This window comes from Bradyrhizobium sp. 62B, from assembly GCF_030272265.2.
Classification (GTDB): domain Bacteria; phylum Pseudomonadota; class Alphaproteobacteria; order Rhizobiales; family Xanthobacteraceae; genus Bradyrhizobium.
Window position 1 is genome coordinate 5,502,625 of sequence record NZ_CP092841.2, and the last position, 23,751, is coordinate 5,526,375.

At 66.1% G+C, this 23,751-nt stretch carries 21 protein-coding genes and 1 pseudogene; 15 read left to right on the top strand and 7 right to left on the bottom strand.

The features are described from left to right. Positions 1–57: 57 nt before the first annotated feature. From ML401_RS26400 to ML401_RS26415, 4 genes are all read left to right on the top strand, one after another. On the top strand, positions 58–771 hold the full coding sequence (locus ML401_RS26400) for a response regulator (RefSeq protein ID WP_259217318.1): 714 nt from the start codon (positions 58–60) through the stop codon (positions 769–771). Beyond that, entirely contained in the window at positions 768–2,099 is a 1,332-nt protein-coding gene (locus ML401_RS26405) for an ATP-binding protein (RefSeq protein ID WP_285807463.1), read from the top strand. Before ML401_RS26400 ends, ML401_RS26405 begins: the two co-directional genes overlap by 4 nt. Before the next feature lie 59 nt (positions 2,100–2,158). After that, positions 2,159–3,313, top strand: coding sequence for an MFS transporter (locus ML401_RS26410; RefSeq protein WP_285807464.1), 1,155 nt, complete (start codon positions 2,159–2,161; stop codon positions 3,311–3,313). A gap of 156 nt (positions 3,314–3,469) precedes the next feature. Continuing rightward, entirely contained in the window at positions 3,470–6,316 is a 2,847-nt protein-coding gene (locus ML401_RS26415; protein ID WP_285807465.1) for a winged helix-turn-helix domain-containing protein, read from the top strand. 79 nt (positions 6,317–6,395) lie between these two features. Here ML401_RS26415 and msrA read toward each other — a convergent pair whose 3' ends face one another. From msrA to ML401_RS26430, 3 genes are all read right to left on the bottom strand, one after another. Next, on the bottom strand, positions 6,396–6,911 hold the full coding sequence (msrA, locus tag ML401_RS26420; RefSeq protein ID WP_285807466.1) for a peptide-methionine (S)-S-oxide reductase MsrA: 516 nt from the start codon (positions 6,909–6,911) through the stop codon (positions 6,396–6,398). A gap of 131 nt (positions 6,912–7,042) precedes the next feature. Beyond that, positions 7,043–7,465, bottom strand: coding sequence for an OsmC family protein (locus tag ML401_RS26425; RefSeq protein ID WP_211416483.1), 423 nt, complete (start codon positions 7,463–7,465; stop codon positions 7,043–7,045). A gap of 85 nt (positions 7,466–7,550) precedes the next feature. Next, a complete protein-coding gene (locus ML401_RS26430; RefSeq protein WP_211416482.1) occupies positions 7,551–8,228 on the bottom strand; it encodes a VOC family protein in 678 nt (225 codons plus the stop codon). Between the two features lie 468 nt (positions 8,229–8,696). Between ML401_RS26430 and ML401_RS26435 the strand changes: the two genes are divergently transcribed. Beyond that, positions 8,697–9,404, top strand: a complete 708-nt coding sequence (locus tag ML401_RS26435) for a hypothetical protein (RefSeq protein ID WP_376717389.1) — start codon at positions 8,697–8,699, stop codon at positions 9,402–9,404. A gap of 239 nt (positions 9,405–9,643) precedes the next feature. Continuing rightward, positions 9,644–10,135: pseudogene (locus ML401_RS26440) on the top strand (helix-turn-helix domain-containing protein); the annotation flags it as partial. Here ML401_RS26440 and ML401_RS26445 read toward each other — a convergent pair. Beyond that, entirely contained in the window at positions 10,063–12,384 is a 2,322-nt protein-coding gene (locus ML401_RS26445) for a molybdopterin guanine dinucleotide-containing S/N-oxide reductase (RefSeq protein WP_285807468.1), read from the bottom strand. The pseudogene ML401_RS26440 and the gene ML401_RS26445 sit on opposite strands and share 73 nt — an antisense overlap. Before the next feature lie 202 nt (positions 12,385–12,586). Between ML401_RS26445 and ML401_RS26450 the strand changes: the two genes are divergently transcribed. Beyond that, on the top strand, positions 12,587–12,937 hold the full coding sequence (locus ML401_RS26450) for a RidA family protein (RefSeq protein ID WP_212067482.1): 351 nt from the start codon (positions 12,587–12,589) through the stop codon (positions 12,935–12,937). A 39-nt stretch (positions 12,938–12,976) separates the two neighbouring features. Here ML401_RS26450 and ML401_RS26455 read toward each other — a convergent pair whose 3' ends face one another. Further along, positions 12,977–13,159, bottom strand: a complete 183-nt coding sequence (locus tag ML401_RS26455; protein ID WP_211416624.1) for a hypothetical protein — start codon at positions 13,157–13,159, stop codon at positions 12,977–12,979. 127 nt (positions 13,160–13,286) lie between these two features. Beyond that, on the bottom strand, positions 13,287–13,481 hold the full coding sequence (locus ML401_RS26460; RefSeq protein WP_194403629.1) for a hypothetical protein: 195 nt from the start codon (positions 13,479–13,481) through the stop codon (positions 13,287–13,289). An 87-nt stretch (positions 13,482–13,568) separates the two neighbouring features. Here ML401_RS26460 and ML401_RS26465 point away from each other — a divergent pair, with 87 nt between their 5' ends. Beyond that, positions 13,569–14,084, top strand: a complete 516-nt coding sequence (locus ML401_RS26465) for a ferritin-like domain-containing protein (RefSeq protein WP_194403630.1) — start codon at positions 13,569–13,571, stop codon at positions 14,082–14,084. Positions 14,085–14,141: 57 nt separating this feature from the next. Here ML401_RS26465 and ML401_RS26470 read toward each other — a convergent pair whose 3' ends face one another. Next, positions 14,142–14,999, bottom strand: coding sequence for an SDR family oxidoreductase (locus ML401_RS26470; RefSeq protein ID WP_285807469.1), 858 nt, complete (start codon positions 14,997–14,999; stop codon positions 14,142–14,144). Positions 15,000–15,264: 265 nt separating this feature from the next. Here ML401_RS26470 and ML401_RS26475 point away from each other — a divergent pair, with 265 nt between their 5' ends. The 7 genes from ML401_RS26475 (at position 15,265) to ML401_RS26505 (ending at position 23,725) form a co-directional block, all read left to right on the top strand. Beyond that, a complete protein-coding gene (locus ML401_RS26475; protein ID WP_212067485.1) occupies positions 15,265–16,515 on the top strand; it encodes an ABC transporter substrate-binding protein in 1,251 nt (416 codons plus the stop codon). 127 nt (positions 16,516–16,642) lie between these two features. Then, positions 16,643–17,470 (top strand): helix-turn-helix transcriptional regulator, encoded by an 828-nt coding sequence (locus tag ML401_RS26480; protein WP_285807470.1) that lies wholly within the window; start codon positions 16,643–16,645, stop codon positions 17,468–17,470. A 345-nt stretch (positions 17,471–17,815) separates the two neighbouring features. Next, positions 17,816–18,826, top strand: a complete 1,011-nt coding sequence (locus ML401_RS26485) for a branched-chain amino acid ABC transporter permease (RefSeq protein ID WP_285807471.1) — start codon at positions 17,816–17,818, stop codon at positions 18,824–18,826. A gap of 1 nt (position 18,827) precedes the next feature. Beyond that, positions 18,828–19,910, top strand: coding sequence for a branched-chain amino acid ABC transporter permease (locus ML401_RS26490; protein WP_285807472.1), 1,083 nt, complete (start codon positions 18,828–18,830; stop codon positions 19,908–19,910). Next, on the top strand, positions 19,903–20,685 hold the full coding sequence (locus ML401_RS26495; RefSeq protein ID WP_211416473.1) for an ABC transporter ATP-binding protein: 783 nt from the start codon (positions 19,903–19,905) through the stop codon (positions 20,683–20,685). Before ML401_RS26490 ends, ML401_RS26495 begins: the two co-directional genes overlap by 8 nt. Next, a complete protein-coding gene (locus ML401_RS26500; RefSeq protein WP_285807473.1) occupies positions 20,678–22,888 on the top strand; it encodes an ABC transporter permease in 2,211 nt (736 codons plus the stop codon). The genes ML401_RS26495 and ML401_RS26500 overlap by 8 nt, the downstream gene beginning before the upstream one ends. A 3-nt stretch (positions 22,889–22,891) precedes the next feature. Then, positions 22,892–23,725, top strand: coding sequence for a phosphoenolpyruvate hydrolase family protein (locus ML401_RS26505; protein WP_211416471.1), 834 nt, complete (start codon positions 22,892–22,894; stop codon positions 23,723–23,725). The last annotated feature ends 26 nt before the right edge of the window (positions 23,726–23,751 follow it).

A 23,751-nucleotide genomic window follows, 5' to 3' on the forward strand; every position in this document is an offset into this window, starting at 1 on the left:
ACGGGAGATCCGTCTGCAAATCGACCAACGACCGGCGCCCCCGATGCGATTTCAATCATGACCAGCGGCAGCCCGAACATCCTGATCGTTGAAGACGACAAGCCGACCCGCGAACTCATCTCGCGCTATCTGCGCGATCACGACTTCTCGGTCGACGCGGTCGCGAACGGCAAGGAGATGGACCGCCATCTCTCCCACGACCGGGTCGACCTGATCGTGCTCGACCTGATGCTGCCCGGCGAGGACGGCCTGAGCCTCTGCCGCCGCCTGCGGATGGACTCCACGACGCCGGTCATCATCCTCACCGCGAGGGGCGAGGATCTCGACCGGATCCTCGGCCTCGAAATGGGCGCCGACGACTATCTGGCAAAGCCGTTCAACCCGCGCGAGCTTCTCGCCAGGATCAACGCGGTGCTGCGCCGGCGATCGAGCGGCCTCGCCGCCGGCTCCGCCCCTGCCCGTCTCAAGTTCCAGGGCTGGACCATCGATCTCCGCTTGCGCGAGTTGCGCGACCCGCGGGGCGCGCAGGTGCCGCTGACCAGTGCCGAGTTCGATCTGCTGCAGGCCTTCTGCGAGCGGGCAGGACGCGTTCTCACCCGCGACAATTTGCTGAGCATGACGCGCGGCCGTTCCGGCGGAAGCTTCGGCCGCAGCATCGACGTGCTGGTCAGCCGGCTGCGCCGCAAGCTCGACCGCACGGAAGGCTCATCCATGATCAAGACCGTCCGCATCGGCGGCTACGTCTTCACGCCGCTGGTGGAGGAAGCATGAGCCGCGCCGCCGATATCGTCGCGCTGTTCAGCTTCAGGCGGATCAGCGGCCAGATCGCCGCCTTGATCCTGGGATCGCTGATCCTGATCCACGTCCTGATTGCCGGGTATTTTCTCCTCAACCAGCCGAAACTGCTGGCGGACACGCCGCTGGAGCAGATCGAGCTGATCGTGCGGATCATCGCCAACACGCCGAAAGCCGAGCGCGCGCTCGTCCTCGACAGCGTCAGCCGAACCTTTCCAGCGCTCAAGCTCCAATTGCGAGACGGCGGCTCGGCCTCCACCACGCCGCAGTCCATGCGAACGTCCCTGACCATTCCTTACGCGCTCGGGGTCAAGGCCGAGCTCGTTCGCGGCAGCGGCGCGGAGGACGAGCGCGTCTGGTTCTACCTTCCGGGCGACGACGTGCTCGAAGCCGCGATCGGATCACCGAAGATGCCGGCCTTCGTCAGCGGTCTCTGGACCTCGACGCTGCTGTTCCTCGTGGCGAGCCTGACGCTGCTCGGCGTCTGGGCCGGTCGCGCACTCTCCTCGCCCCTGTCGGCCTTCGCGCGCGCGGCGGAGGACTTCAGCCTGAGCCGGTCCTCCGCGCCGCTGCCCGAAAACGGACCGGAGGAGATCAGGTCCGCGGCGAGAGCGCTCAACCGGATGCGCGATCGCATCGCCACGCTGATGAACGACAGAACCCGCATGCTGGCGGCCATCAGCCATGATCTACGCACGCCGATCACGCGTCTGCGGCTGCGTTCGGAATATATCGAGGATCCGGCACAACGCACGCAGACCGTGCGCGACCTCGACCAGATGCAGTCGATGCTGGAATCGGTGCTGTCGCTCCTGCGCAGCGAGAGCCCGGTCAAGCCGACGCTGGTGGACGTCGCGGCGCTGCTTCAAATGGTTTGCGAGCAGTTTTCGGATTCCGGATTTGCCGTGACCTATTCCGGCCCGAACAGGGCCGCCTTCGTCCTGCGGCCCGACGAAATCACCCGCGCGGTCACCAACCTCGTCGAGAATGCAACGCGCTTCGGAACCCAAATCGACGTCGCGCTGACGACGGTCGAGGACCGGCTCGTCATCGACGTCTCCGACGACGGGCCCGGCATTCCCGACGAGAGCAAGGCGGCGATGCTGGAGCCCTTTGTGCGCGGCGAGGAAGCCCGCACCATGGACGAGGCGGCCGGATTCGGTCTCGGCCTCTCGATCGCGCAGGCGATCGTGACGGCGCATGACGGAACGCTCGAACTGCTCGACAACGCGCCGAAGGGCCTGCGCGTCCGCCTGCGGCTTTCGCGGGCTGCCCGCGGCGATGCGGAAGCACCGCGGACATAAAGCTGCGGCATTTGTCGGGCTTGTCGGTCATCCCGCCTCTGCTTCCCCCTGGAGTTCCCATGTCCTCTGCCGACCGGCCGGCGACGCGCCTTGCGACACGGCTTGCCTTCCTCGTCGCGGGCTTCGGCATCGCATGCTGGGCGCCGCTGGTGCCGTTCGCGAAGACGCGGCTCGGCGTCGACGATGGCGTGCTCGGACTGCTGCTGCTCAGCCTCGGCATCGGCTCCGTCGTCGCGATGCTGCTCACGGGAATCGTGAGCGCGCGCTACGGCAGCAGGCCGATCATCCTGGCGGGCGGGTTCGGCCTGGCGCTGGTGCTGCCTTTGCTCGCGGTCGCGAGCTCGCCCGCGACGCTGGCGCTGGCCCTGCTCGCATTCGGCGCCGCGCTCGGCTCGATCGACGTCGCCATGAACATCCACGCCGTGGAGGTGGAGCGCGCCGCGGCGCGCCCGCTGATGTCCGGCTTCCACGCGCTGTTCAGCATCGGGGGCTTCGCCGGATCCGCGCTGATGACGGCGCTGCTGTCGCTGCAATTCGGCACGCTCGCCTGCACGCTGATCTGCTCAGCCCTGATGCTGATCGCGATGATCATGACCTGGCCGCGCCTGCTGCGCAACGCGCAGGCGCAGGATGGCCCGCTGTTCGTGCTGCCGCACGGATCGGTGCTGCTGCTCGCGCTGCTCGGCGCCATCACCTTCCTGGTCGAGGGCGCGATGCTCGATTGGGGCGCGCTGCTCGTGATCGGCGCGGGCCTCGTCACCGAGGCGCAGGGTGGAGCCGGCTACATCGTGTTCTCGATCGCGATGACGATGGGCCGGCTCGGCGGCGACGCCATCGTTGCGCGCATCGGGGACCGCGCGACATTGCTGTGGGGCAGCCTGATCGCGATCGCGGGTTTTGTGGTCCTGCTGACCGCGCCGGTTGCGGCGGTCGCGATCACCGGATTCCTGCTGATCGGGTTCGGCGCTTCGAACCTCGTACCGGTGCTCTTCCGCCGGGCGGCCCGGCAAACGGTGATGCCGACCGGCCTTGCGGTCGCCGCGATCACGACCGCGGGCTATGCAGGAATCCTGATCGGCCCTGCCGGCGTCGGCTTCGTCGCGCATTTGGGTGGATTGCCGATGGCGTTCTGGCTGCTGGCTGCGCTGATGGGTCTCGTCACGCTGACGGCGCGTGTCGTCACGGCGGATTCGCGCCAGACCGCCGCGAGCTAACCCCTTCCATCTCAAGCATGATTCACGGGGCCGCCGCCGACCCAAGCCATCCACGCAGGTCTGTCAGCCATGCGGCTTTCGGCCGGTTTACTGGACGCCTCGTTCTGCTAGACCACAATAAAATACCTTTTGACTCCCTCGCGGGGGCAATGGCACGTGCCAGCTGATAGTAACCAAGACTCGGTCGTTTCATTCGGGCCATTTCGGCTGTTTCCAAAATCCCGACTCCTGGAGAAGGAGGGAGAGCCGCTTCACGTCGGCGGCCGTGCGCTCGATATCCTGATCCTGCTGGCCGAGCGTCCCGGCGAAGTCATCGACAAGAGAGAGCTGGTCAAGCGCATCTGGGCCGATGTGAATGTCGACGAGGGTAGCCTGCGCTTCCATGTCGCAGCGCTGCGCAAGGTGCTCGGCGACACCGGCAAGTCGGCCCGCTATGTCCTCAACGTGCCGGGGCGCGGCTATTGCTTTGTCGCGCCGTCCACTCAAGCGGCGCCGCAGGTCGCCGCGCCTGTCGCCGCCGACATCAGTCCGCCCCGCTCGTTGCCCGCTCCGCTCGCGAAGATGATCGGCCGCGAGGAGATCGTCGAGAGGATCTCGAACGGCCTGACGCTGCATCGCTTCATGACCCTGGTCGGCCCGGGCGGCATCGGCAAGACCGTCGTTGCCGTCACGGTCGGGCATCGACGCGCGGCGGATTTCGGCGGGCGCGTCTTCTTCGTCGATTTCGGTCCGCTGCGCGACGCCGGCCATGTCACGACCACCATCGCCTCCGTGCTCGGGCTGACGGTCAGCTCGGAAGATCCGACGCCGGCGATCCTGACATTCCTGAAGAGCGGACCGACCCTGCTGATCGTCGACGGTTGCGAGCATGTGCTGGACACGCTGGCGCCGATCGTCGAGCACATCGTTCGCGAGGCGCCGCAGCTTCGCGTTCTCGCAACCAGCCGCGAGTCGTTCCGAAGCGAGGGCGAGCGGATCTTCCGGCTGTTTCCGCTGGATTGTCCCCCCGAGCGCGAGAATCTCGACGTCGCCGAGGTTCTGGCCTATCCCGCCGCCCAGCTCTTCGTCGAGCGCATCGCGCAGAGCTCCGGGCCGTTCCAGCTCAGCGCCGAAGAGGCGCCGCTCGTCGCGAACATCTGCCGGCGCCTCGACGGCATTGCCCTGGCGATCGAGCTCGCGGCGGGCCGTGTCGATGCGTATGGCATCGCCGGCACGGCCTCCCTACTCGACAGCCGCTTTTCGCTGCAATGGCGCGGGCGGCGCACGGCGGTCCCGCGGCATCAGACGCTCGCGGCCGCCCTCGACTGGAGCTATGACCTGCTGCCGCCGGCGGAAAGCGCCATCTTGCGACGATTGTCGGTGTTCGCCGGGCCGTTCGCGCCGGAGGCCGCCGCCGCGGTCGCGTCCGGCGACGGCCTCGGCACCTCGGAGACGCTGGAGGCGATCGACAGCCTGGTCGCCAAATCGCTGATCTCGCCATCCGGCTCGCGAGCGCTGCGTTATCGCCTGCTCGACACCACGCGCACCTACGCACTCGGCAAGCTGCGCGAGCTCGGTGAAGTCGGGCAGTTCGCGCGGCGCCATGCCGAGCATTTTCGCGATGTCTTCGAGCGCGCGGGCGCCGATACCGCGACGCCGCTGCCGGAATGGCAGAGCGCCCATGGTGGGGAGGTGGACAATCTGCGCGCCGCGCTGGACTGGGCCTTCGGGCCCGACGGCGATGCCAAGCTCGGCATCGCGCTGACGGCGACCGCGGTGCCCCTGTGGGTGCGCCTTTCGCTGTTCGCCGAATGCCGCGAGCGCTGCAGGACGGCATTGGCGGCGCTGGGCGAGGACCGCGGCAACGACCGCGTCCGCATGCAACTGCTGTCCGCGCTCGGCTGGTCGCTGATGTATGGCGAGGGCCGCGCGCGCGAAGCGCGCCCGATCCTCGAGACGACGCTCGAAATCGCCGAGCGCCTCGACGACAAGGATTTCCGGCTGCGCGCGCTCTGGGGTTTGTGCATCGACCAGTTCAACAACGGGCAGTTCGGCAAGGCGCGTGCGCTCGCCGACCGTTTTGCGAACGCGGCTGCAAACTCGCCCGACACCACCGATCTCATGTTGGGCGACCGCCTGATGGCCGTCGCGCTGCATTATCTCGGCGACCAGAACGAGGCGCGCCAGCGGATCGACCGGGTCAACGCCTCGCTGCATGTGCTGGTAGCCAAGCCGAAAATCTTTCCGCTCGATCTCAGGATATCGACGCAATATTTTCGCGCCCGCATCCTCTGGCTGCAGGGCTTCGCCGATCAGGCCCAGGCGCTCGCGGCTGAGAACATCTGGGAAGGCCGGGCCAACGGCCATGCGCTGACCTTCTGCAGCGTGCTGGGCCAGGCGGCCTGCCCGATCGCGTTCTGGTCCGGCGATTTCGATGCCGCGGAGCGCCACGGCACCGAGCTGCTCGAGCACACCGAACGTCACGCCATCCGGCTGTGGAGCCTGTGGGCCCGGGCCTTCAACGCCGCGGTCATGGCCAGGCGGGGCGACATCGCGACCGGCCTGCCGCTTTTGCGCGAAGAGCTTAATCGCGCCGGCGATGCGCGCTTTCTGCCGCGCTTTCTCCCGCTGCTCGGCGAGCTCGCCGCATGTTGCCTGGAGGCCGGCGAGGTGAACCGTGGCCTCGAGATGATCGAGGACGCCCTCGCCCGTTGCAACGACCGGCAGGAGCTTTGGTATCTGCCGGAGCTGATCCGGATCAAGGCCGAGCTGATGCTCGCAAGCGCGCGGCATTCAGGGGACGCCGAGGCGCGATTTCGCGAGGCGATCGATATTGCCGTCCGGCAGGGCGCGCGCTTCTGGCAGCTGCGCGCTGCAACCGGTCTCGCGCGGCTCTTGATGGACGCAGGCCGCGGCCCGGAGGCTCATGCGGCTCTCGGTAAGGCCTGCGACGCGCTTAGCGAGGGCAAGGAGATCGCCGACCTGCGCGCGGCCCGCGCGTTGATGAGGCAACTCAGGAACTGACCGCCGCTTACCTCTCACGCTTGCGGGAGAGGGAGTGCACTTCCGGCGCGTCAGCGATCAAGCCTTCGTCGTTCGCGTTTCACTCTCCCACCGCGGCCGCGCGGCGCGGCAGCTTCCAGCCGGGCCGGATGAAGTGGCAGGTGTAGCCGTCCGGATAACGTTCGAGGTAGTCCTGATGCTCCGGCTCGGCCTCCCAGAATTCGCGAGCGGGCGCGAGCTCGGTCACCACCTTGCCCGGCCAGAGGCGTGAGGCCTCGACGTCGGCGATGGTGTCTTCGGCGATCTTCTTCTGCTCATCGCTCGTGTAGAAGATCGCCGAGCGATAGCTGGTGCCGAGATCATTGCCCTGGCGATTGAGCGTGGTGGGATCGTGGATCTGGAAGAAGAATTCCAGCATGGTCCGGAAGCTGGTCTTTGCGGGATCGAACATGATCTCGATCGCCTCGGCGTGGCCTTCGTGGTTGCGATAGGTCGCGTTCTTCACCTGTCCGCCGGTGTAGCCGACGCGGGTGGAGACCACGCCCGGCTGCCTGCGGATGAGGTCCTGCATGCCCCAGAAGCAGCCTCCGGCCAAAACTGCGCGCTCTGTCGTCATATCTCCGCTCCCGATTGATTGCTCGGTCCGTTCCATATCCGTAGCATAGGCTCTCGGCCGCCCGGCCGAAAGCCATGCTGTTCATGCGTGCCCAGGCGCGTCCCGGAGCCGGTGGGACCGCGATGCTCGCCTTAAGCCAGCTTGGCGTCGAGCGTGATCGCTGCGTTGAGCACTTTCGACACCGGGCAGTTTTTCTCGGCCTCGCCGGCGATCCTGGCAAAGCCGGCATCGTCGAGGTTCGGCACCTTCGCGCGCAGCGTCAGCGCGGATTTGCTGATCTTGAAGCCTTTGCCTTCAGGCTCGAGGGTCACGGCCGCTTCTGTCGAGAGCTCGTCCGGCGTGAATCCCGCCATTTGCAGGCCGAAAGCCAGCGCCATCGTAAAGCAACCCGCATGGGCTGCCGCGATCAACTCCTCGGGGTTGGTCCCCTTCTCATTCTCGAAACGCGTCTTGAACGAATAGGGCGTCTGAGTGAGCACGCCGGATTCGCTGGTCAGATGGCCGGTTCCATCGCGACCGGTGCCTTTCCAGACGGCCGTTGCTTTGCGGATCATGTCGGTTCTCCCTGTAAGATTTCAGTATTCGCCTCCCTACCGGAGCAAGGCGACATTGGCGTGGCGGGCGAGGAACGCTGCGCCTTCAGCTCGGCAGCGGTTGGCCGGCCTGCTCGCGCACAACGTAGTCGGCGTACCATTCCGCCCAGCTCTCATCATGTCCACCGGTCCGCCGCTCATGTTCGCCATGCGCTGCCGCCGCCCTGCGGAGTGCAGCCGCCAATTCCGTCTGCGAAGCGAATGTCGTAGCCCTGCCTGCGACGCGTCCCGGCAGTCGCGTTGTCACCTCCTGGAACAGCCAACCGTTGCCATCGGGATCGCTGAACGAGGCAAACGAGCTGTAGCTGCCGCGGTTGGGGTCGGCGCCACTGAGCCGAACACTGCCGAACAGGTACGGCTCGTCCGGCCCGGCGTGAACATCGCCGGCACCGTGGAATGGCGCGCTGACCTCGACACCGCGGTCGAGCAGATCCCGTCGTGCCGCCTCCAGATCGGAGACGATCAGGTAGAGCCCTCGCACCGAGCCGGGTGCGGCGGCCGTCACATTGGTTCCGAAGATCACCGAGCAGGCCGAGCCAGGCGGGGTGAACTGGATCACACGCCAATCGTTTCCAGAAGTGAAGTCGGCGTCCAGCCGCCAGCCAAGGCGCGCGTAGAACGCCTTGGCGCGATCGACATTGGACACGGGGATCACGACGACTTCGAGCTTCCAGTCGGCGCTGGGCGATGTCGAGAGTTCGGGATGGATTCCGAGAGTGGTCATGTCGAGCTCCCTGTCAGCGTGTTCTTCATGCGATGGTGGAACTCCCGCAGCACGAGCTCCCAATCACGACACTGCTCGTCGAGATTGCCAACGAATTGAGATCGAACGACACCGTCGTTCGCTGGAGGGCCGATTCCGGACCCCGCTGGAAGTGCGATTCAGCTCGAAGGCTATTGTGGATGCATCGCGCGCATCTGGCGCGTTAGACGTTGCAAGATTCTGTTATGATCGGCGTCGACCCGGCCGGCCCGCTCGCCCCGCCCGTCGCGAGGGACCAGGAGGGCCTTGCGGGGCGCGCCGTCAGATCGGCGCATCAAATCTGCCGAGCGGCCTGAATTGAGAGCATCTTCAACAAGATACCACCGCGCTCCCGGCTCGCAAGTCCTAACACATTCTAACACGCCAAGCCGCATGGGCGCCGCCATGGTGGAGACATTGCTCGGTGGACATGGCGGGACATGGCGGGACATGGCGCTTCTAGACGATGTGATCGATGCCAGCGGCGGAATGGCACGCTGGAACAGCTTGAGCCGTTTCACGCTCCACCTTTCCATCGGCGGAACGTTGTTCGCCGACGCCGGACATGCCCGGGAATTCAAGGACGTGACGGCGGAAGGCTCGACCCGGACACAATCGCTCCGGTTCACCGGCATCACCGGGGGCGAACGCTCCGGCTCTTTTCAACCCGACGCGATCACCATCGAGAACCTGGATGGTGAGGTCCTGCAGTCCTGGAGCAACCCCGTCCTTGCATTCGCCGAGGTCGGCCCGCCTGCGCTTGCGGATGAACTCTATCTCGTCTTCTTCTGCGGTGTCGCGATCTGGAGTTATCTGACGACGCCGTTCCTGCTTGCGCACCCCGATGTCGTCATCGAGGAGCTGTCGCCCTGGCAGGAAAGCGCCGAAACCTGGCGCCGGCTGCGCGCGCAATTCCCGGCGCACCTGACCATGCTGGCGTCCGAGCAGATCCTTTATTTCGACGAGAGCGCCCTGCAGCGGCGCATGGATCACGATCTCTTCGGGATGAAGATCGCACATTCCTCCTGGGCCCATGACAGCTTCGGCGGCATCGTGGTCCCGACGCTTCGACGCATTCAGACCCTGCGGCCGGACGGAACCGTGATCGCCAAGCCCGTGCTCATGGACGTCGAAATCTTCGATGCCGTGTTCGAATGATGGGTTGGATGGATCCGCGAGCACAGGAGTCACTGCGGCGGGCTGTCGCACCCGGACGCACAAGATCTAACAGAACCTCATCACCCCTAACGGGAGTCCTGGCTGGTTCACCTCTATCCTTCGAGCATGGAAAGCATTGGTTGCGCGCTGCCGGGGGTCGCAAGCAATTGCAACGCAGGAAAGGACGAGCGATGTCGAACAATCTGCAGGCGGCACATGCTGACGGCCCGGCCGGCCCACGGATGGAATCGCCGCGCGTCAGGGTCAATGCCTTGCCGAAATGGCGGCTGCGGCGCGTCGAGCACTACATCGCCGAACATTTCGGCCGCTGCATCAGTCTGTCCGAGCTCGCCAATGTCGCGGGCCTGTCCAGGATGCATTTTGCGGCACAATTTCGCACCGCGACCGGCTACCGTCCCCGCGAATATCTGCTGCATCACCGGACCGAGCATGCGAAGACGCTGCTCGCCACCACCGAGCGGCCGTTGGCGGAGATCGCGCTCGCCGTCGGCTTTAGCACGCAGGCGCATTTTTCGACCGTCTTCAAGCGCATCAGCGGCGAGTCTCCGGCGCGCTGGCGTCTCGCCAACAAGGGCAAACGGATCGCGGTCGAAGCGCGCCTTCCTTCCCCGGAGAACAACTGGGTCGCTGGTGCTCCCTACGCCGGATCGAACGCGCGGATCGGCGGCAGATTGCCGGTGAACTTCTCCACTTCGACCGTCGTCAGCTGACCGGTGCAGCCCTGCGCCAGGGATGAGGTGCCGACGTCACGGGTGAGCACGTTGGGATTGCCGTGAACGCAGAGTGGCGCCTCGTCTTGGGGATCCATCGGATCGTACCAGGCGCCGGTCGGAAGCTGCACGACGCCGGCCGCGATGCCGTCGGTGACGTGGACCGCGGCAAGACAGGCGCCGCGCGCGTTGAACAGGCGGATGATGTCGCCGTCCTTGATGCCGCGCGCGCCCGCATCGACCGGGTTCATGCGCGCGACCTCACGGCCGCGATGCTTCGAGCTAAGCGAATGGCCGCCGAAATCGAGCTGGCTGTGCAGGCGCGTCGCCGGCTGGTTGGCGACGAGGAAACACGGTGCGCCGGGCTTCGGCATGTCGGTCTTCTCCAGCCAGACCGGATGTCCCGGACAATCCGCATCGCCGTGGCCCGCGATCTTGGCCGAATAAATCTCGATGCGGCCACTCGGCGTCGGCAGCGCGTGATTGACGGGATCTTCGCGGAAGCGGCGCAGCCGGCCGCCGTCGTCGGGCTGCTGCGGCACGATGAGGCTGCCGCGCGCCCAGAATTCGTCGAAGCTCGGCGCTTCCAGCCCGCGCTTGGCGAGCGAGGCGCGGGTGGGCTCGTAGAGATGCTCCAGCCATTGCCGCGACGTACGCCCCTCGGTGAAGGGCTCGTGCGCCTCCAGGCGCTCGGCGAGATCGGCGAAGATGTCGTAATCGTCGCGCGCCAGCCCGAACGGCTCGGCGATCCGGTGCATGGCGACCATGAGGGGATCGTTGGTGGAATAGCCGATGTCCTCGCGCTCCAGCGTCATCGTCGCGGGCAGCACGATGTCGGCGTGCCGCGCCGTGGCGGTCCAGGCCAGCTCGTGCACGACGAACGTATCGAGCTGCGCAAACGCCTTGCGCAGGCGGTTGATGTCCTGGTGGTGATGGAAGGGGTTGCCGCCAGCCCAATAGACGAGGCGGATATCCGGATAGGTGCGGGTCTCGCCATTGTAGCGATAGGTGGTGCCGGGATTGAGCAGCATGTCGGCGATGCGCGCCACCGGAATGAAATCGGCAACGCCGTTGCGGCCCTGCCCGAGCGTCGGTCCCGGCACGTCGTTGACGCGGCGGCCGTAATAGCCGATCGCGCCGAGCGAATAGGCGTAGCCGCCGCCGGCAAGGCCGATCTGGCCGAGCGCTGCCGCCAGCACCATGCCCATCCACACCGGCTGCTCGCCATGCTCGGCGCGCTGCAGCGAATGCGAGACGGTGATCAGCGCGCGCTTGCCGGCAGCGCGGCGGGCCAGCTTTCGGATGGTATCCGCATCGACGCCGCAAATCGCGGCGGCCCAGTCGGCGTGCTTGGGCTGGCCATCGCTTTCGCCGGTGAGATAGCGCAGGAAGACCGGCCAGCCTTCGGTGTAGCGATCGAGGAAGGCCTGGTCGTGCAGGCCTTCGCTGACCAGCGTGTGGACGATGCCGAGCATCAGCGCCGTGTCGGTGCCGGGTACGCAGGTCATCCATTCGGCGCCGGCTTCAACGGGAAGATCCTCGCGCAGCGGGCTGACCAGGACAAACTCGCAGCCGCGCTTGCGCGCCGCCGCCATGGCGCCGCGCTCGACATGCTTGCTGATGGAGCCGCCGGCCACCATGGAGTTCTTCAGCGCCATGCCGCCGAAGGCCAGCACGATCTCAGTCTCGGCCGCGATCTGCTCCCAGGTGACGTTGCGCTTGGTGATGTCCTCATAGCCCGCCAGAATCTGCGGCAGCAGCACAGAGGACGCCCCCGAAGAGTAAGAGTTGACCGATCGCACGTAGCCGCCCATCGCGATGTTGAGGAAGCGATGCACCTGGCTCTGGGCGTGATGGAAGCGGCCGGCGCTCGACCAGCCATAGGAGCCGCCGAACACCGCGCCGGGACCGCGCGTATCGCGGATGCGGCCGAGCTCGTCGCCGAGCAGGTCGAGAGCCTTCTCCCAGCTCACCGGGACGAACTCGTCGCGACCGCGGCGATCGTCGGGGCCCGGCCCGCGCTCGAGCCAGCCGCGCCGGATGGCCGGCTGGGCGATGCGCGCCTGGTGGCGGAGCGCACCGGGGAAATTGTCGATGATGCCGTTCGGATCGGGGTCCCCTGCATAGGCCCTGACCTCGAGACCATCAGCGCCCTGACGCGCGGAAAACACGCCCCAATGCGAGGTGTGCGGCTTGAAGCCGTCCGAGAGGTCCAGACCCGGGTCGGGGAAGCCAATCGTATCGTCCATCGCGTATTCCTTGTTCCGGCACGTGGCGCCAGTATACCGATCCCGCCCGGGATGTCGCCGAGATCAGCGCTGACGGAAACGCCGGGCTGTCGTGCGCGAACATGGGATGGTGGCCATCGCCAGATCAGGAGGCGCCGATTCGCGGACAGTGCGCCGGAAACGTGCGATATCTCGCTCCTCTCACAGCGACAACGGACACCTCATGATCAAACGCGATTTGCCGGACGTAGCGGAGATTCACGCAGTGGTCGAGCACAATGGTGTGCTTTACATCGGAGGCATCGTCCCGGAGGACACCAGCCTCGACATGTCGGGACAGGCCAAGGACGTGCTCACCCAATTGACGCAGCTCTTAAAGGATCTCGGGTCCGATCCACACAGCGTCTTGCAGGTGACGATCTACATGACAGATCTGAAGGAGAAGGCAGAGTTCAACGCGGTCTGGAAGGCGGACTTCGCGGAAGTTGATCTGCCGGCTCGCGCCACAATCGGCGTGGCCGACCTCGGTCCGGGCGTCAAGCTCGAGATGACCGTGATCGCCGCCATGCCATAGCGGCGCCCACCAACACCCGGCCTCGGGGGCGCGCCGGCATCAGCCACGAGCGCAGCAATCGACCAGCAACTGCCAGATCCGCTGTGCTTCACTCCTCTGGTGCCCCTCCGGCACCTTCTCGGAGTTGGACTGGCCAAATGCGGCGATGGCGTGCGCCTGGCGCGGCACGATCCATCGTTCCGAGATCGGGTCGTACCATTTTCCGATGTTCACCTCAGTCACGGCGATCAACTCACAGATTTGATCAACGGTTGGCGATGCGCCTGCCGCGGCTTCATTCGAGCCATTTGGCGACGCGCCACCTCAGTTTACCAATCATGAGCTGGCGCGTTCGTTCCGATTGCCTGCATCATCCTGGCCGGGCCGGATGAAGCGTGCGCGGATGCCGCTCGTGCAGCAGCCGGGCGAGCTCCTCACGCTCGGTCTCGCGTCCCTTCATGGCGGTCTCGAACAGCGCCTCCTGGATGTCGCGAGGCATGTCGCCCCACACGTCCATCGCCGCGCGCCCGAGCAAGCCCGCAAGATGATCACTGCCATTGTTCATTCGGCCCTCCTCGTCTGCACACGGAAATGGAACAGCTAGGGCCGGCTAGCGTTCCAGTGTCATCATTGTGAAAAGGAGGCGTCTTTTATGGGATTCTTCACCAAGGACATCAAAACGATGGAAGACCTGCTGCTGCACGGGCTGCAGGACATCTATTACGCGGAGCAGCAGATCCTGAAGGCGCTGCCCAAGATGATCGACAAGGCGACCAACAGGGATCTCGCCGCCGGGCTGAAAGCTCATCTGGACGAAACCAACAAGCAGGTCGAGCGGCTCAACAAGGTTTTCGCCAAGCTCGGCAAGGAGCCGAGCGGCACGCAGTGCCCGGCCATCGACGGCCTGATCGAGGAAGCCGACGCAACCGCCGGCGAGATCGAGGACAAGGCCGTGCTCGATGCGGCGATCGTCGCCAACGCGCAGGCCGTGGAGCACTACGAGATGTGCCGCTACGGCACACTGATCGCCTGGGCGGAAGAGCTCGGCCACGACGACATCGTGCGGTTCCTCACCACCAATCTGAACGAGGAGAAGGCGGCCAACACCAAGCTGAACACGGTGGCGCTCCGCAAGGGCGTCAACGCCAAGGCGTCCAACGCCGCCTGATCGAGATTCGGCGATTGCGAGATGGCGGCCCGGCTTGCCGGCGCCGCCACCTGCTCCTCAGATGAACGGTTTCCCGCCGGTGACGGCGAGCGTGGCTCCCGACGTGTAGCTCGAGAGCGGATCGGCCAGCATGACATAGGCGGTCGCAAGCTCGGCCGGCTGGCCGGCGCGCTGCATCGGGACCTGCTTGCCGAAATTCTTGACCCTTTCCTCCGACATGGTCGAGGGGATCAGCGGCGTCCAGATCGGACCCGGAGCCACGGCATTGACCCGAATGCCCTTCTCGGCCAGCATCTGGGCAAGTCCGCCCGTGAAATTCTGGATGGCGCCCTTGGTCGTGGCGTAGGCCAGCAGCGTCGGGTTCGGCATGTCCGAGTTCACCGACGCCGTGTTGATGATCGCAGCGCCCGGCCGCATGTGCGGCACGGCGGCCTTGGTCAGATAGAACATGGCGTGGATGTTGGTCGCGAACGTCAGCTGCCACTCCTCGTCGCTGATATCCCCGATGTCCTTGAACGTGGCCTGATGCGCCGCATTGTTGACGAGGATATCGATGCCGCCGAGCTCCTCCACGGCCCGGCGCACGATGGAGCGGCAGTGCTCGGGCTCAGAGATGTCGCCGGGAATCAGGACGACCTTGCGCCCTTCCCGCTCCACCAGCGCCTTGACCTCGGCCGCATCCTCGTCCTCGTTCAGATAGGACATGACGATGTCGGCGCCTTCGCGGGCGTAAGCGATTGCCACGGCTCGACCGATGCCGCTGTCGCCGCCGGTGATGAGCGCCTTCTTCCCGGCCAGACGTCCCGAGCCTCGATAGCTCTCCTCGCCGTGATCGGGACGTGGCTTCATCGCACGCGTCGAACCGGGCATCGGCTGCTGCTGCGACGGATAAGGCGGTCTTGGATAGTCGGTCATGAAGCGGCTCCAGCAATGTGCTCCGCTAACAGGGGCCTGCCGGAAGCGTTCCTGTGACCGCACTGCTGCAGCGCGGAACCATTTGCGCCGCAGCATTCGAAAATGAGACTGCCCGTCAAGCCGGGCGAGGCCCTCACGCATGCACCGCGGGCGACTTCGGTTAGCTTCCTTTCAAAGCCGCGGACCTTCGAGAGCCAGCCCTCGAAAGTCACGGGGCGCCGCACCGCCCGGTGCGGCAATAATCGACGACACAGGGAGGAGCACAATGTCGAAATGCAGCATAGGACTGCTCGCGCTGAGCAGCCTGTTTCTTTCAAGCGCGGCGATCGCCCAGGAGAAGATCAAGGTGGGCGTGACCGCGACCCTCGAAGGCACCTACACGGTGCTCGGCGAGGACGGCATGCGCGGCCACCAGACCGCGCTCAACGTGCTGGGCAAGAAGATCGGCGACAAGGAGCTCGAATTCATCGTCGCCTCGACCGACGCGACGCCGGACTCCGCCGTGCGCGCCGTGCGAAAATTGATCGAGCAGGACAAGGTGCAGATCCTGCTGTCGCCGCTCTCCGGCGACGAGGGCATCGCGGTGAAGAACTTCGCCAAGACCCATCCGGAGCTGACCTTCATCAACGCCGCATCGGGCGCGCAGGAAACGACCTATGTCGACCCCGCCCCGAACTTCTTCCGTTACAACATGGATGGCGCGCAGTGGCAGGTGGGCCTCGGCAAATACGCCTATGACGAGAAGAAATATCGCAAGATCGCAACCGTCGGCGAGGACTATTCCTTCATCTACACCCAGGTGTTCGGCCTCGTGCTCGAGTTCTGCGGCGCCGGCGGACAGGTCACCAACCGGCAATGGGTGCCGCTCGGCACCAAGGATTTCGCTTCGGTGATCGCCGCTCTGCCCGACGATGTCGATGCGATCTATCTCGGCCTCGGCGGCGCGGACGCCGTCAACTTCCTCAACCAGTATCAGCAGGCCGGCGGCAAGGCGCATCTGATGGGCGGCTCCATCATGATCGACCAGACCATCCTGTCGTCCAAGGGCAACGCCAAGAACGCCCTGATCGGCACCATCGCGGCGAGCGGCCAGGCCGACACCTGGGAGGATCCGGGCTGGCAGAAATTCGTGAAGGCCTATCAGGACGCCTTCCCGCCCAACAAGCGCTTCCCCAGCCCGTCGCTGCTGGCCACCAATTATTACGGCTCGACCATGGCGCTGATTCTGGCCCTGCGTGAGGTCAACGGCGATCTCAGCGACAATCAGTCGAAGTTCAAGGCTGCGCTGGCGAAGATCGAGATCGACGCGCCGAACGGCAAGATCAAGCTCGATTCCAACCGCCAGGCGATCGGCACCAACTTCGTCACCGAGGTCGTGGATGACGGCAAGGGCGCGCTGTTCAGCAAGGTCGTGAAGGTGATCCCGAACGTGAACCAGACGCTTGGCTACGATCCGGCCGTGTTCTCCAAGATCGGACTGCCGAGCCGCACCGTGCCGGAATGTAAGAAATACTGACGCATCACGACTGCCACCATGCAAGATGGGGGAGCGACTTGCTGACGCGGTCGCTCTCCGCTCTTGCAATCTCGGCGGCGTTGTTGAACGCTGGCCGAAAAGACAAGAACATTCGGGAGGGGAAGGCATGAGCCGTGCGCTCGCCGTCTTCCACGGCCGGTTCGGTCGGGCGACGGTTTATCAGTTGAACCGCCCTTTCAATATCCACGCCCATCGTGAAGGTCATCTGATCTTCCATGTCGGCGGCATGCCCGCATGCATCGACGTTTGCGAGGGGCACTACGATCTCGACGAGACGTCCGTCGTCGCGGTCAATCCCTGGGAACCGCACAATTTCCTGCCCGCCGACATGGAGGGCGGCGCGATCTTCTTCGTGCTCTATGTCAATGCCGAATGGTTCGCGCCCGATGCCTCCGGCACCCACCGGCTGCGCTTCGGCCGCACCCAGTTCAAGCGCACGCCGGCCCTCGACAAGCATATCAGGCGGACCGCCGCGCTCGTTTGCGGCGCACCATCGCTTTCCAGCCTGGATTCCGAGCTGCGGCGGCTGATCGACATCTGTTACGACGAAAGCTGGCAGCAGGCCGAGATCGCGCGCGATCCACGCGCAAATGGATCCGTCACCGATTTCCGCGTGCGCAAATGCATCAAGATGATGTCGGAAAGCCCCGGCGCCGAGATCGAGCTCGACACCATCGCGCGGGAATCCGGCCTGTCGCGGCCGCACTTCTACCGCTTGTTCCGCGTCCAGACCGGCGTGACGCCGAACCTTTATCTCAACACGCTGATCATGGAACAGGCGCTCGAAGCGCTGGTGGCAAGCGAGACGCCGATCGCCGATATCGGCTTCGATCTCGGCTTCTCCTCGCAGAGCGGCTTCACCCGTTTTTTCGCCGCCAATGTCGGGATGGCCCCGACCGACTACCGCCGCGCAGCCAAGATCTTGCGCGCCTGATATCCGCGCGAAAAGATACTCACGATCAAACGTTCCCCTCCGAGCCTCGCTAGGATGCCGGCAACGCGATCCCGAAAGAGGATCGCGAGTCCAGGGAGGACGTGCGTCCATGGCGAGGTGTGCAGCCGCTGCGAGGCTGTCTGACCTGCATTCAGAGGACGGCGCGGAGCGCTACGGCCTGACTGCTGCCTCTCCCCGCTTGCGGGGAAAGGGTTGGGGTGAGGCGGAGCCTCCGCGTGGATGGCGGCAGTTCGACAGGCGGAGCGTCCCCCTCACCCCGATTGCGCTCGCGCGCAATCCGACCTCTCCCCGCAAGCGGGGCAAGGTAAAGACAGGGGGCTCGTCATGAGCCGCTTTGTCGAACGCCATCCGGCCTGGGCACTGATCGTGATCATCGCGATTGCCTTCGCGCTGTGGCTGATCTTCGCGGTCTGGCCGCCGGGCCTCGAAGAGGCCGTCGGCCGCAAGCGCGTCTTCCTCAACGCCGTCTTCAACGGCATCACGCTGGGCGGACTCTACTTCCTCGTCGCCAGCGGCTTCACGCTGATCTTCGGCCTGATGCGCAACGTCAACCTGGCGCACGGCTCGCTGTATCTGTTCGGCGGCTATATCGGCTACGCCATCAGCTCGGCGACCGGCTCGTGGGTCCTCAGCTTCATCGTCGCCTTCATCCTCACCGCCCTGGTCGGCGTGCTGCTCCAGGTGGTCGTGTTCCGCCGGATGGAGGGACAGGATCTCAGGCAGACCATGGTGACGATCGGCCTGTCGATCGTGTTCGCCGACCTCATGCTGTGGGCCTGCGGCGGTGACTTCTACCAGATCCAGACGCCGAACTGGCTGATCGGCCCCATCGAGCTGCCGCTGATCACCGCGGTCAAATCCTCGGGCGAGCCGGTGTATCTCAGATACCCCATGGTGCGGCTGGTGATCTTCGCGGCATCCGTGATCATCGGTGTTGCGATGTGGCTCGCGCTCAATCGCACCCGCATCGGCATGATCATCCGCGCCGGCGTCGACGACCGCGATATCCTCGCCGCGACCGGTGTCCGGATCCAGCTCGTCTTCGTAGCCGTGTTCGCGTTCGGCGCGGGGCTGGCGGGCATCGCCGGCGTCGTCGGCGGCACCTTCCAGTCGCTGTCGCCCGGCGAGGACATCCGCTTCCTGCTTGCCTCCCTGGTGGTCGTGATCGTCGGCGGCATGGGCTCGATCCCGGGCGCCGCGCTCGGCGCGCTGATCATCGGCCTCGCCGAGCAGCTCGGCTCGGTCTACATCCCGACCTATGCCATCGTCGTGACCTTCCTGATCATGGTGCTGGTGCTGGCGATCCGGCCGCAAGGCCTGTTGGCGAGGCGCTGACATGTCGCTCACCCACGATGCCCGCATTGCCGGTCGCCCCGCCACGATGGCGCAACGCGCGGCGCGGACATGGCCGGAGTTCAGCAATCCCGCCGCCTGGAGCGTCGCGCTCATTCTCGTCATCATGCCGCTGATCGCCAACGGCTTCTTCCTGATCGAGATCTTCGCCTCCACCTTGATTCTCGGGACCATGGCGCTGAGCCTGATGTTCCTTGCCGGCTATGGCGGCATGGTCAGCTTGATGCAGCTCACCATCGCGGGCTTCTCGGCCTACATGGTCGCGGTGTTCGGCGTCAGCGGCAACGCCAATATCAGCCTGGGCTGGCCGTGGTGGCTCGCGGTCCCGATGGCGCTGGCGCTGGCGACCGCCTTCGGCACGCTCGGCGGCGCGCTCGCGGTACGCACCGAAGGCATCTACACCATCATGATCACGCTGGCGATCGGAGCTGCCTTCTACTATTTCACCAACCAGAACTGGGCGATTTTCAACGGCCACACCGGCATCAACAACGTGGCCACGCCGCACTTCTGGGGCGTGAACTGGCGCGCCGACATTCCCTTCTATTACATCGTGCTCGCGGTCGCCGCGCTCTGCTACTTCGCGGTCGAGTATCTCTCGCGCGCGCCCTTCGGCCTTGCGCTGCAGGGCGTGCGCGACAATCCGCGCCGCATGGCGGCGCTCGGCTTCAACGTCAATGCGCACCGCGTCGCCGCCTATGCCTTCGCCTCGTTCGTGGCCGCACTCGCCGGCGTGCTCCAGGTCTGGAACTATCGCCAGATCTCGCCGGGCTCGGTCAGCGTCGGGGCCTGCATCGACGTGCTGATCATCGCCGTCGTCGGCGGCATCACGCGCCCGATCGGTCCCTTCATCGGCGCGCTGATCTTCGTGCTGCTGCGCACATTCGCGCTCGACGTTCTGATCAAGCTCGGGCTGGACGGCAACCGGTTCCGGCTGCTGATCGGACTCGGCTTCCTCGCCATCGTGTTCTGGTCCTCGGACGGCGTCATCGGCCTGTGGCAGCGCTGGCGCCAGAGCCAGCGGCCGGCTGCAGATCGACCGGGCGGAGGACGCGGCCATGGATAGCGTCGCGCAGCGCCTCTCGGCCGTCGGCGCCGGCGCCGCGCTGGAGCTGCGCGGCGTGACGCGGCTGTTCGGCGCACTGGCGGCGCTGACCGACATCACCATCACCGTGCGTCCCGGCGAGCGGCGCGCCGTGCTCGGCTCCAACGGTGCCGGCAAGACCACGCTGTTCAACTGCATCACAGGCGATTTCCCGCCCTCCTCCGGCACCATCCGTTTCTTCGGCGAGGACGTCACGCACTTCCCGCCCTACGAACGCATCCGCCGCGGGCTGCGCCGCACCTACCAGATCTCGGCGCTGTTCCCCGGCCTCACCGTGCAGGACAATGTCTATCTCGCCTGCCGTGGCGTCTCGCGCGGGCGCTTCTCGTTCCTGCGGCCGGGGCAGAACGACGCCTTGATGCATGCGGCCGACAACCTCGTGCAGGCCGTGCATCTGTCCGCCGTGAAGGACCAGCGCGTGGTCGAGCTCGCGCACGGCCAGCAGCGCCAGCTCGAGATTGCGCTCGCGCTCGCCGGTGCCCCGCGCTTCGTGCTGTTCGACGAGCCGGCCGCCGGCCTGTCGCCGACCGAACGGGCTGAGCTGATCGAGATCCTGACCTCGCTGCCGGCGCATATCGGCTACATCATCATCGAGCACGACATGGACGTGGCGCTCCGCGTCGTCGAGAGCGTCACGATGATGCACAACGGCCGCATCTTCAAGGAGGGCCTGCCGGAAGAGATTCAGTCCGACCCCGAAGTGCAGGAGCTTTATCTCGGAGGCGGCCATGAATGAGCCCCGCCGCTCCGCCGCCGCGCTCGAGGTCCGCGGCCTCGACGTCTATTACGGCCATTCGCACGCGCTGCAGGGCGTCGACCTCACGCTGGAGAGCGGCGTGTTCTCCGTCGTCGGCCGCAACGGTATGGGCAAGACCACGCTGTGCAAGGCGATCATGGGGCTGGTGAACGTGAGCGGCGGATCGATCCGGGTTCGCGGCGAGGACGTCACGCGGCGGCCGTCGGCCCAGATCGCCCGGCTCGGCGTCGGCTATGTGCCGCAGGGCCGCCGGCTCTGGCGCTCGCTCAGCGTCGACGAGCATCTGCGGCTCGCCGGCGGAATGCGCTCGGGCCCCTGGACCGTCGAGCGCATCTACGACACCTTCCCGCGCCTTGCCGAACGCAAGGGTCACGGCGGCGGCCAGCTCTCCGGCGGCGAGCAGCAGATGCTGGCGATCTCGCGCGCGCTGCTCACCAATCCGCATCTGCTCATCATGGACGAGCCGACCGAGGGGCTCGCGCCCGTCATCGTGGCGCAGGTCGAGGAGATGCTGCTGCGGCTTGGCGAAGACGGCGACATGTCGGTGCTCGTGATCGAGCAGAACATCGGCGTCGCCACCGCGATCTCGCGCAACGTCGCGATCATGGTCAACGGCCGCATCAACCGCATCATCGAGTCCGCCCGGCTCGCCGCCGACCGCGAGCTGCAGCAGCGCCTGCTCGGCGTCGGGCTTCACGCCGAGCTCGAGCCGGACCTCGACGTCGCCACGTCCGGCACCGAAACCAAACCAGCGCCCGCTCCGCGCCGGGACGGGCCGATCCGCATCTACATCTCCAACCCGACGCTGCCGACGCGGTGGTCGCAGCCGGTGCCGATCGCCCGCATCGAGGCGGCGTCGCGCACGCTCTCGACCCAGGTCGCGCGGCTCGACGAGACCGCGCGGCGCAAGCGCGAGCCCGTAGCGGCGCAGACAGCCGGCCCGCCTGTCGTGCTGGTCGTCGGCACGCTCGACACCAAGGGCGTGGAGCTGCGCTTCCTCCGCGACATCATCGCCGAAAGCGGCCTGCGCACGCGCCTCGTCGACGTCTCGACCAGCGGCAGGCATTCCAGCTGCGATGTTTCCGCGCAGGAGATCGCCCTGAACCACGGCCGCGGCGGCTCCGCCGTGTTCGGCCCGGATCGCGGCGCTGCCGTGACGGCGATGGCCGATGCGTTCGCCAATTGGCTGCGGCGCCAGGGCAACGTCGCCGGCGTGATCTCGGCCGGCGGCTCGGGCGCGGCCTCGCTGGTTGCCCCGGGCATGCGCGCGCTCCCCATCGGCGTGCCCAAGCTGATCATCTCCTCCGTCGCGTCCGGCGACGTCGGCCCCTATGTCGGCCCCGCCGATATCACGATGATGTATTCAGTCACCGACGTGCAGGGGCTGAACTCGATCTCGCGCGCGGTGCTGGCCAACGGCGCCAACGCGATCGCCGGCATGGTCAAGGCGCGGCTCGACGCGCGCACGGCGACCGCCCGCGAGGCCGGTGGCCTGCCCTCGGTCGGCATCACCATGTTCGGCGTGACGACGCCGGCGGTGCAGAAGATCGCCGCCGAACTGCGCGACGATTTCGAGTGCCTGGTCTTCCATGCCACCGGCGTCGGCGGCCGTTCCATGGAGAAGCTCGTGGAGTCCGGCCAGCTAGCCGCAATCATCGACCTCACCACGACCGAGATCTGCGACCTCCTGATGGGCGGCGTGTTTCCGGCGACGGAGGACCGCTTTGGCGCGATCATCCGCAGCCGGCTGCCTTATGTCGGCTCGGTCGGTGCGCTCGACATGGTCAATTTCGGCGCGCCCGACACCATTCCCGAACGCTACCGCGGCCGCAAATTCCACGTCCACAATCCGCAGGTGACGTTGATGCGGACGAGCGTCGACGAGAACGAGCGCATGGGTCGCTGGATCGCCGAGCGGCTCAACCAGATGGACGGCCCCGTGCGCTTCTTCTTGCCCGAGGGCGGCGTCTCCGCGCTCGATGCGCGGGGCCAGCCGTTCTGGGATCCGGACGCTGACGCGGCACTGTTCCGCACGCTCGAGCGCGATGTGCGGCAGACCGGCAACCGCCAGCTCATCCGCACGCCCAAGAACATCAACGATCCCGAGTTCGCCGCCACTGTCGTCAGCGCGTTCCGAACCCTGTTCGGCCGCACCGGCGCACGGCGGAGACTAGCGAGGTGACCGATGGCCCGGTTTGAACGCGCTGCCCTTCTGAAACGGTTTCGCGACATGGCGCGTCGCGGCGAGCCGATCGTCGGCGGTGGCGCCGGCACGGGGCTCTCCGCGAAATGCGAAGAGGCCGGCGGCGTTGATCTCATCGTGATCTACAATTCCGGCCGTTATCGCATGGCCGGCCGCGGCTCGCTTGCGGGCCTGATGGCATATGGCGATGCCAACGCCATCGTGGTCGAGATGGCGAGCGAAGTGCTGCCCGTGGTCACCCGGACGCCGGTGCTCGCGGGCGTCAACGGCACCGATCCGTTCCGCGACATGGACGTGTTCCTCGACCAGTTGAAGGCGCTCGGATTTGCGGGAGTCCAGAACTTTCCGACCGTCGGCCTGATCGACGGCACGTTCCGTGCCAATCTCGAAGAGACCGGCATGTCCTATGCCCTCGAGATCGACATGATCGCGAAGGCGCATGACAAGGACATGCTGACGACGCCCTATGTGTTCAGCGAGAAGGAGGCCGCCGCGATGGCGATCGCCGGCGCCGACATCGTCGTCTGTCACATGGGGCTGACGACCGGCGGCACGATCGGCGCGCAGACCGCATTGAGGCTCGAGGACTGTCCGGCGCAGATCGACACCTGGGCCTCCGCCGCGCTCAGCGTCAATCCTGACATCCTGGTGCTGGCGCATGGCGGCCCGATCGCGGATCCCGCGGATGCCGATTTCATCATGAAGAACACCCGCCATTGCCACGGCTTCTACGGCGCGTCCTCGATGGAGCGGCTGCCCGTGGAACGGGCGCTGACGGAGCAGGTACGTCAATTCAAGGCGATCGGCGCGCGATAACGCCGGAAGCGTTCGAGGGAGGAAAA

Bases quoted from the DNA above. Each gene is read 5' to 3' on its own strand.
- ML401_RS26400 (WP_259217318.1), top strand. From the start codon at position 58: ATGACCAGCGGCAGCCCGAACATCCTGATCGTTGAAGACGACAAGCCG.
- ML401_RS26405 (WP_285807463.1), top strand. From the start codon at position 768: ATGAGCCGCGCCGCCGATATCGTCGCGCTGTTCAGCTTCAGGCGGATC.
- ML401_RS26410 (WP_285807464.1), top strand. From the start codon at position 2,159: ATGTCCTCTGCCGACCGGCCGGCGACGCGCCTTGCGACACGGCTTGCC.
- msrA (WP_285807466.1), bottom strand. From the start codon at position 6,911: ATGACGACAGAGCGCGCAGTTTTGGCCGGAGGCTGCTTCTGGGGCATG.
- ML401_RS26425 (WP_211416483.1), bottom strand. From the start codon at position 7,465: ATGATCCGCAAAGCAACGGCCGTCTGGAAAGGCACCGGTCGCGATGGA.
- ML401_RS26430 (WP_211416482.1), bottom strand. From the start codon at position 8,228: ATGACCACTCTCGGAATCCATCCCGAACTCTCGACATCGCCCAGCGCC.
- ML401_RS26435 (WP_376717389.1), top strand. From the start codon at position 8,697: ATGGCGCTTCTAGACGATGTGATCGATGCCAGCGGCGGAATGGCACGC.
- ML401_RS26445 (WP_285807468.1), bottom strand. From the start codon at position 12,384: ATGGACGATACGATTGGCTTCCCCGACCCGGGTCTGGACCTCTCGGAC.
- ML401_RS26450 (WP_212067482.1), top strand. From the start codon at position 12,587: ATGATCAAACGCGATTTGCCGGACGTAGCGGAGATTCACGCAGTGGTC.
- ML401_RS26460 (WP_194403629.1), bottom strand. From the start codon at position 13,481: ATGAACAATGGCAGTGATCATCTTGCGGGCTTGCTCGGGCGCGCGGCG.
- ML401_RS26465 (WP_194403630.1), top strand. From the start codon at position 13,569: ATGGGATTCTTCACCAAGGACATCAAAACGATGGAAGACCTGCTGCTG.
- ML401_RS26470 (WP_285807469.1), bottom strand. From the start codon at position 14,999: ATGACCGACTATCCAAGACCGCCTTATCCGTCGCAGCAGCAGCCGATG.
- ML401_RS26475 (WP_212067485.1), top strand. From the start codon at position 15,265: ATGTCGAAATGCAGCATAGGACTGCTCGCGCTGAGCAGCCTGTTTCTT.
- ML401_RS26480 (WP_285807470.1), top strand. From the start codon at position 16,643: ATGAGCCGTGCGCTCGCCGTCTTCCACGGCCGGTTCGGTCGGGCGACG.
- ML401_RS26485 (WP_285807471.1), top strand. From the start codon at position 17,816: ATGAGCCGCTTTGTCGAACGCCATCCGGCCTGGGCACTGATCGTGATC.
- ML401_RS26490 (WP_285807472.1), top strand. From the start codon at position 18,828: ATGTCGCTCACCCACGATGCCCGCATTGCCGGTCGCCCCGCCACGATG.
- ML401_RS26495 (WP_211416473.1), top strand. From the start codon at position 19,903: ATGGATAGCGTCGCGCAGCGCCTCTCGGCCGTCGGCGCCGGCGCCGCG.
- ML401_RS26500 (WP_285807473.1), top strand. From the start codon at position 20,678: ATGAATGAGCCCCGCCGCTCCGCCGCCGCGCTCGAGGTCCGCGGCCTC.
- ML401_RS26505 (WP_211416471.1), top strand. From the start codon at position 22,892: ATGGCCCGGTTTGAACGCGCTGCCCTTCTGAAACGGTTTCGCGACATG.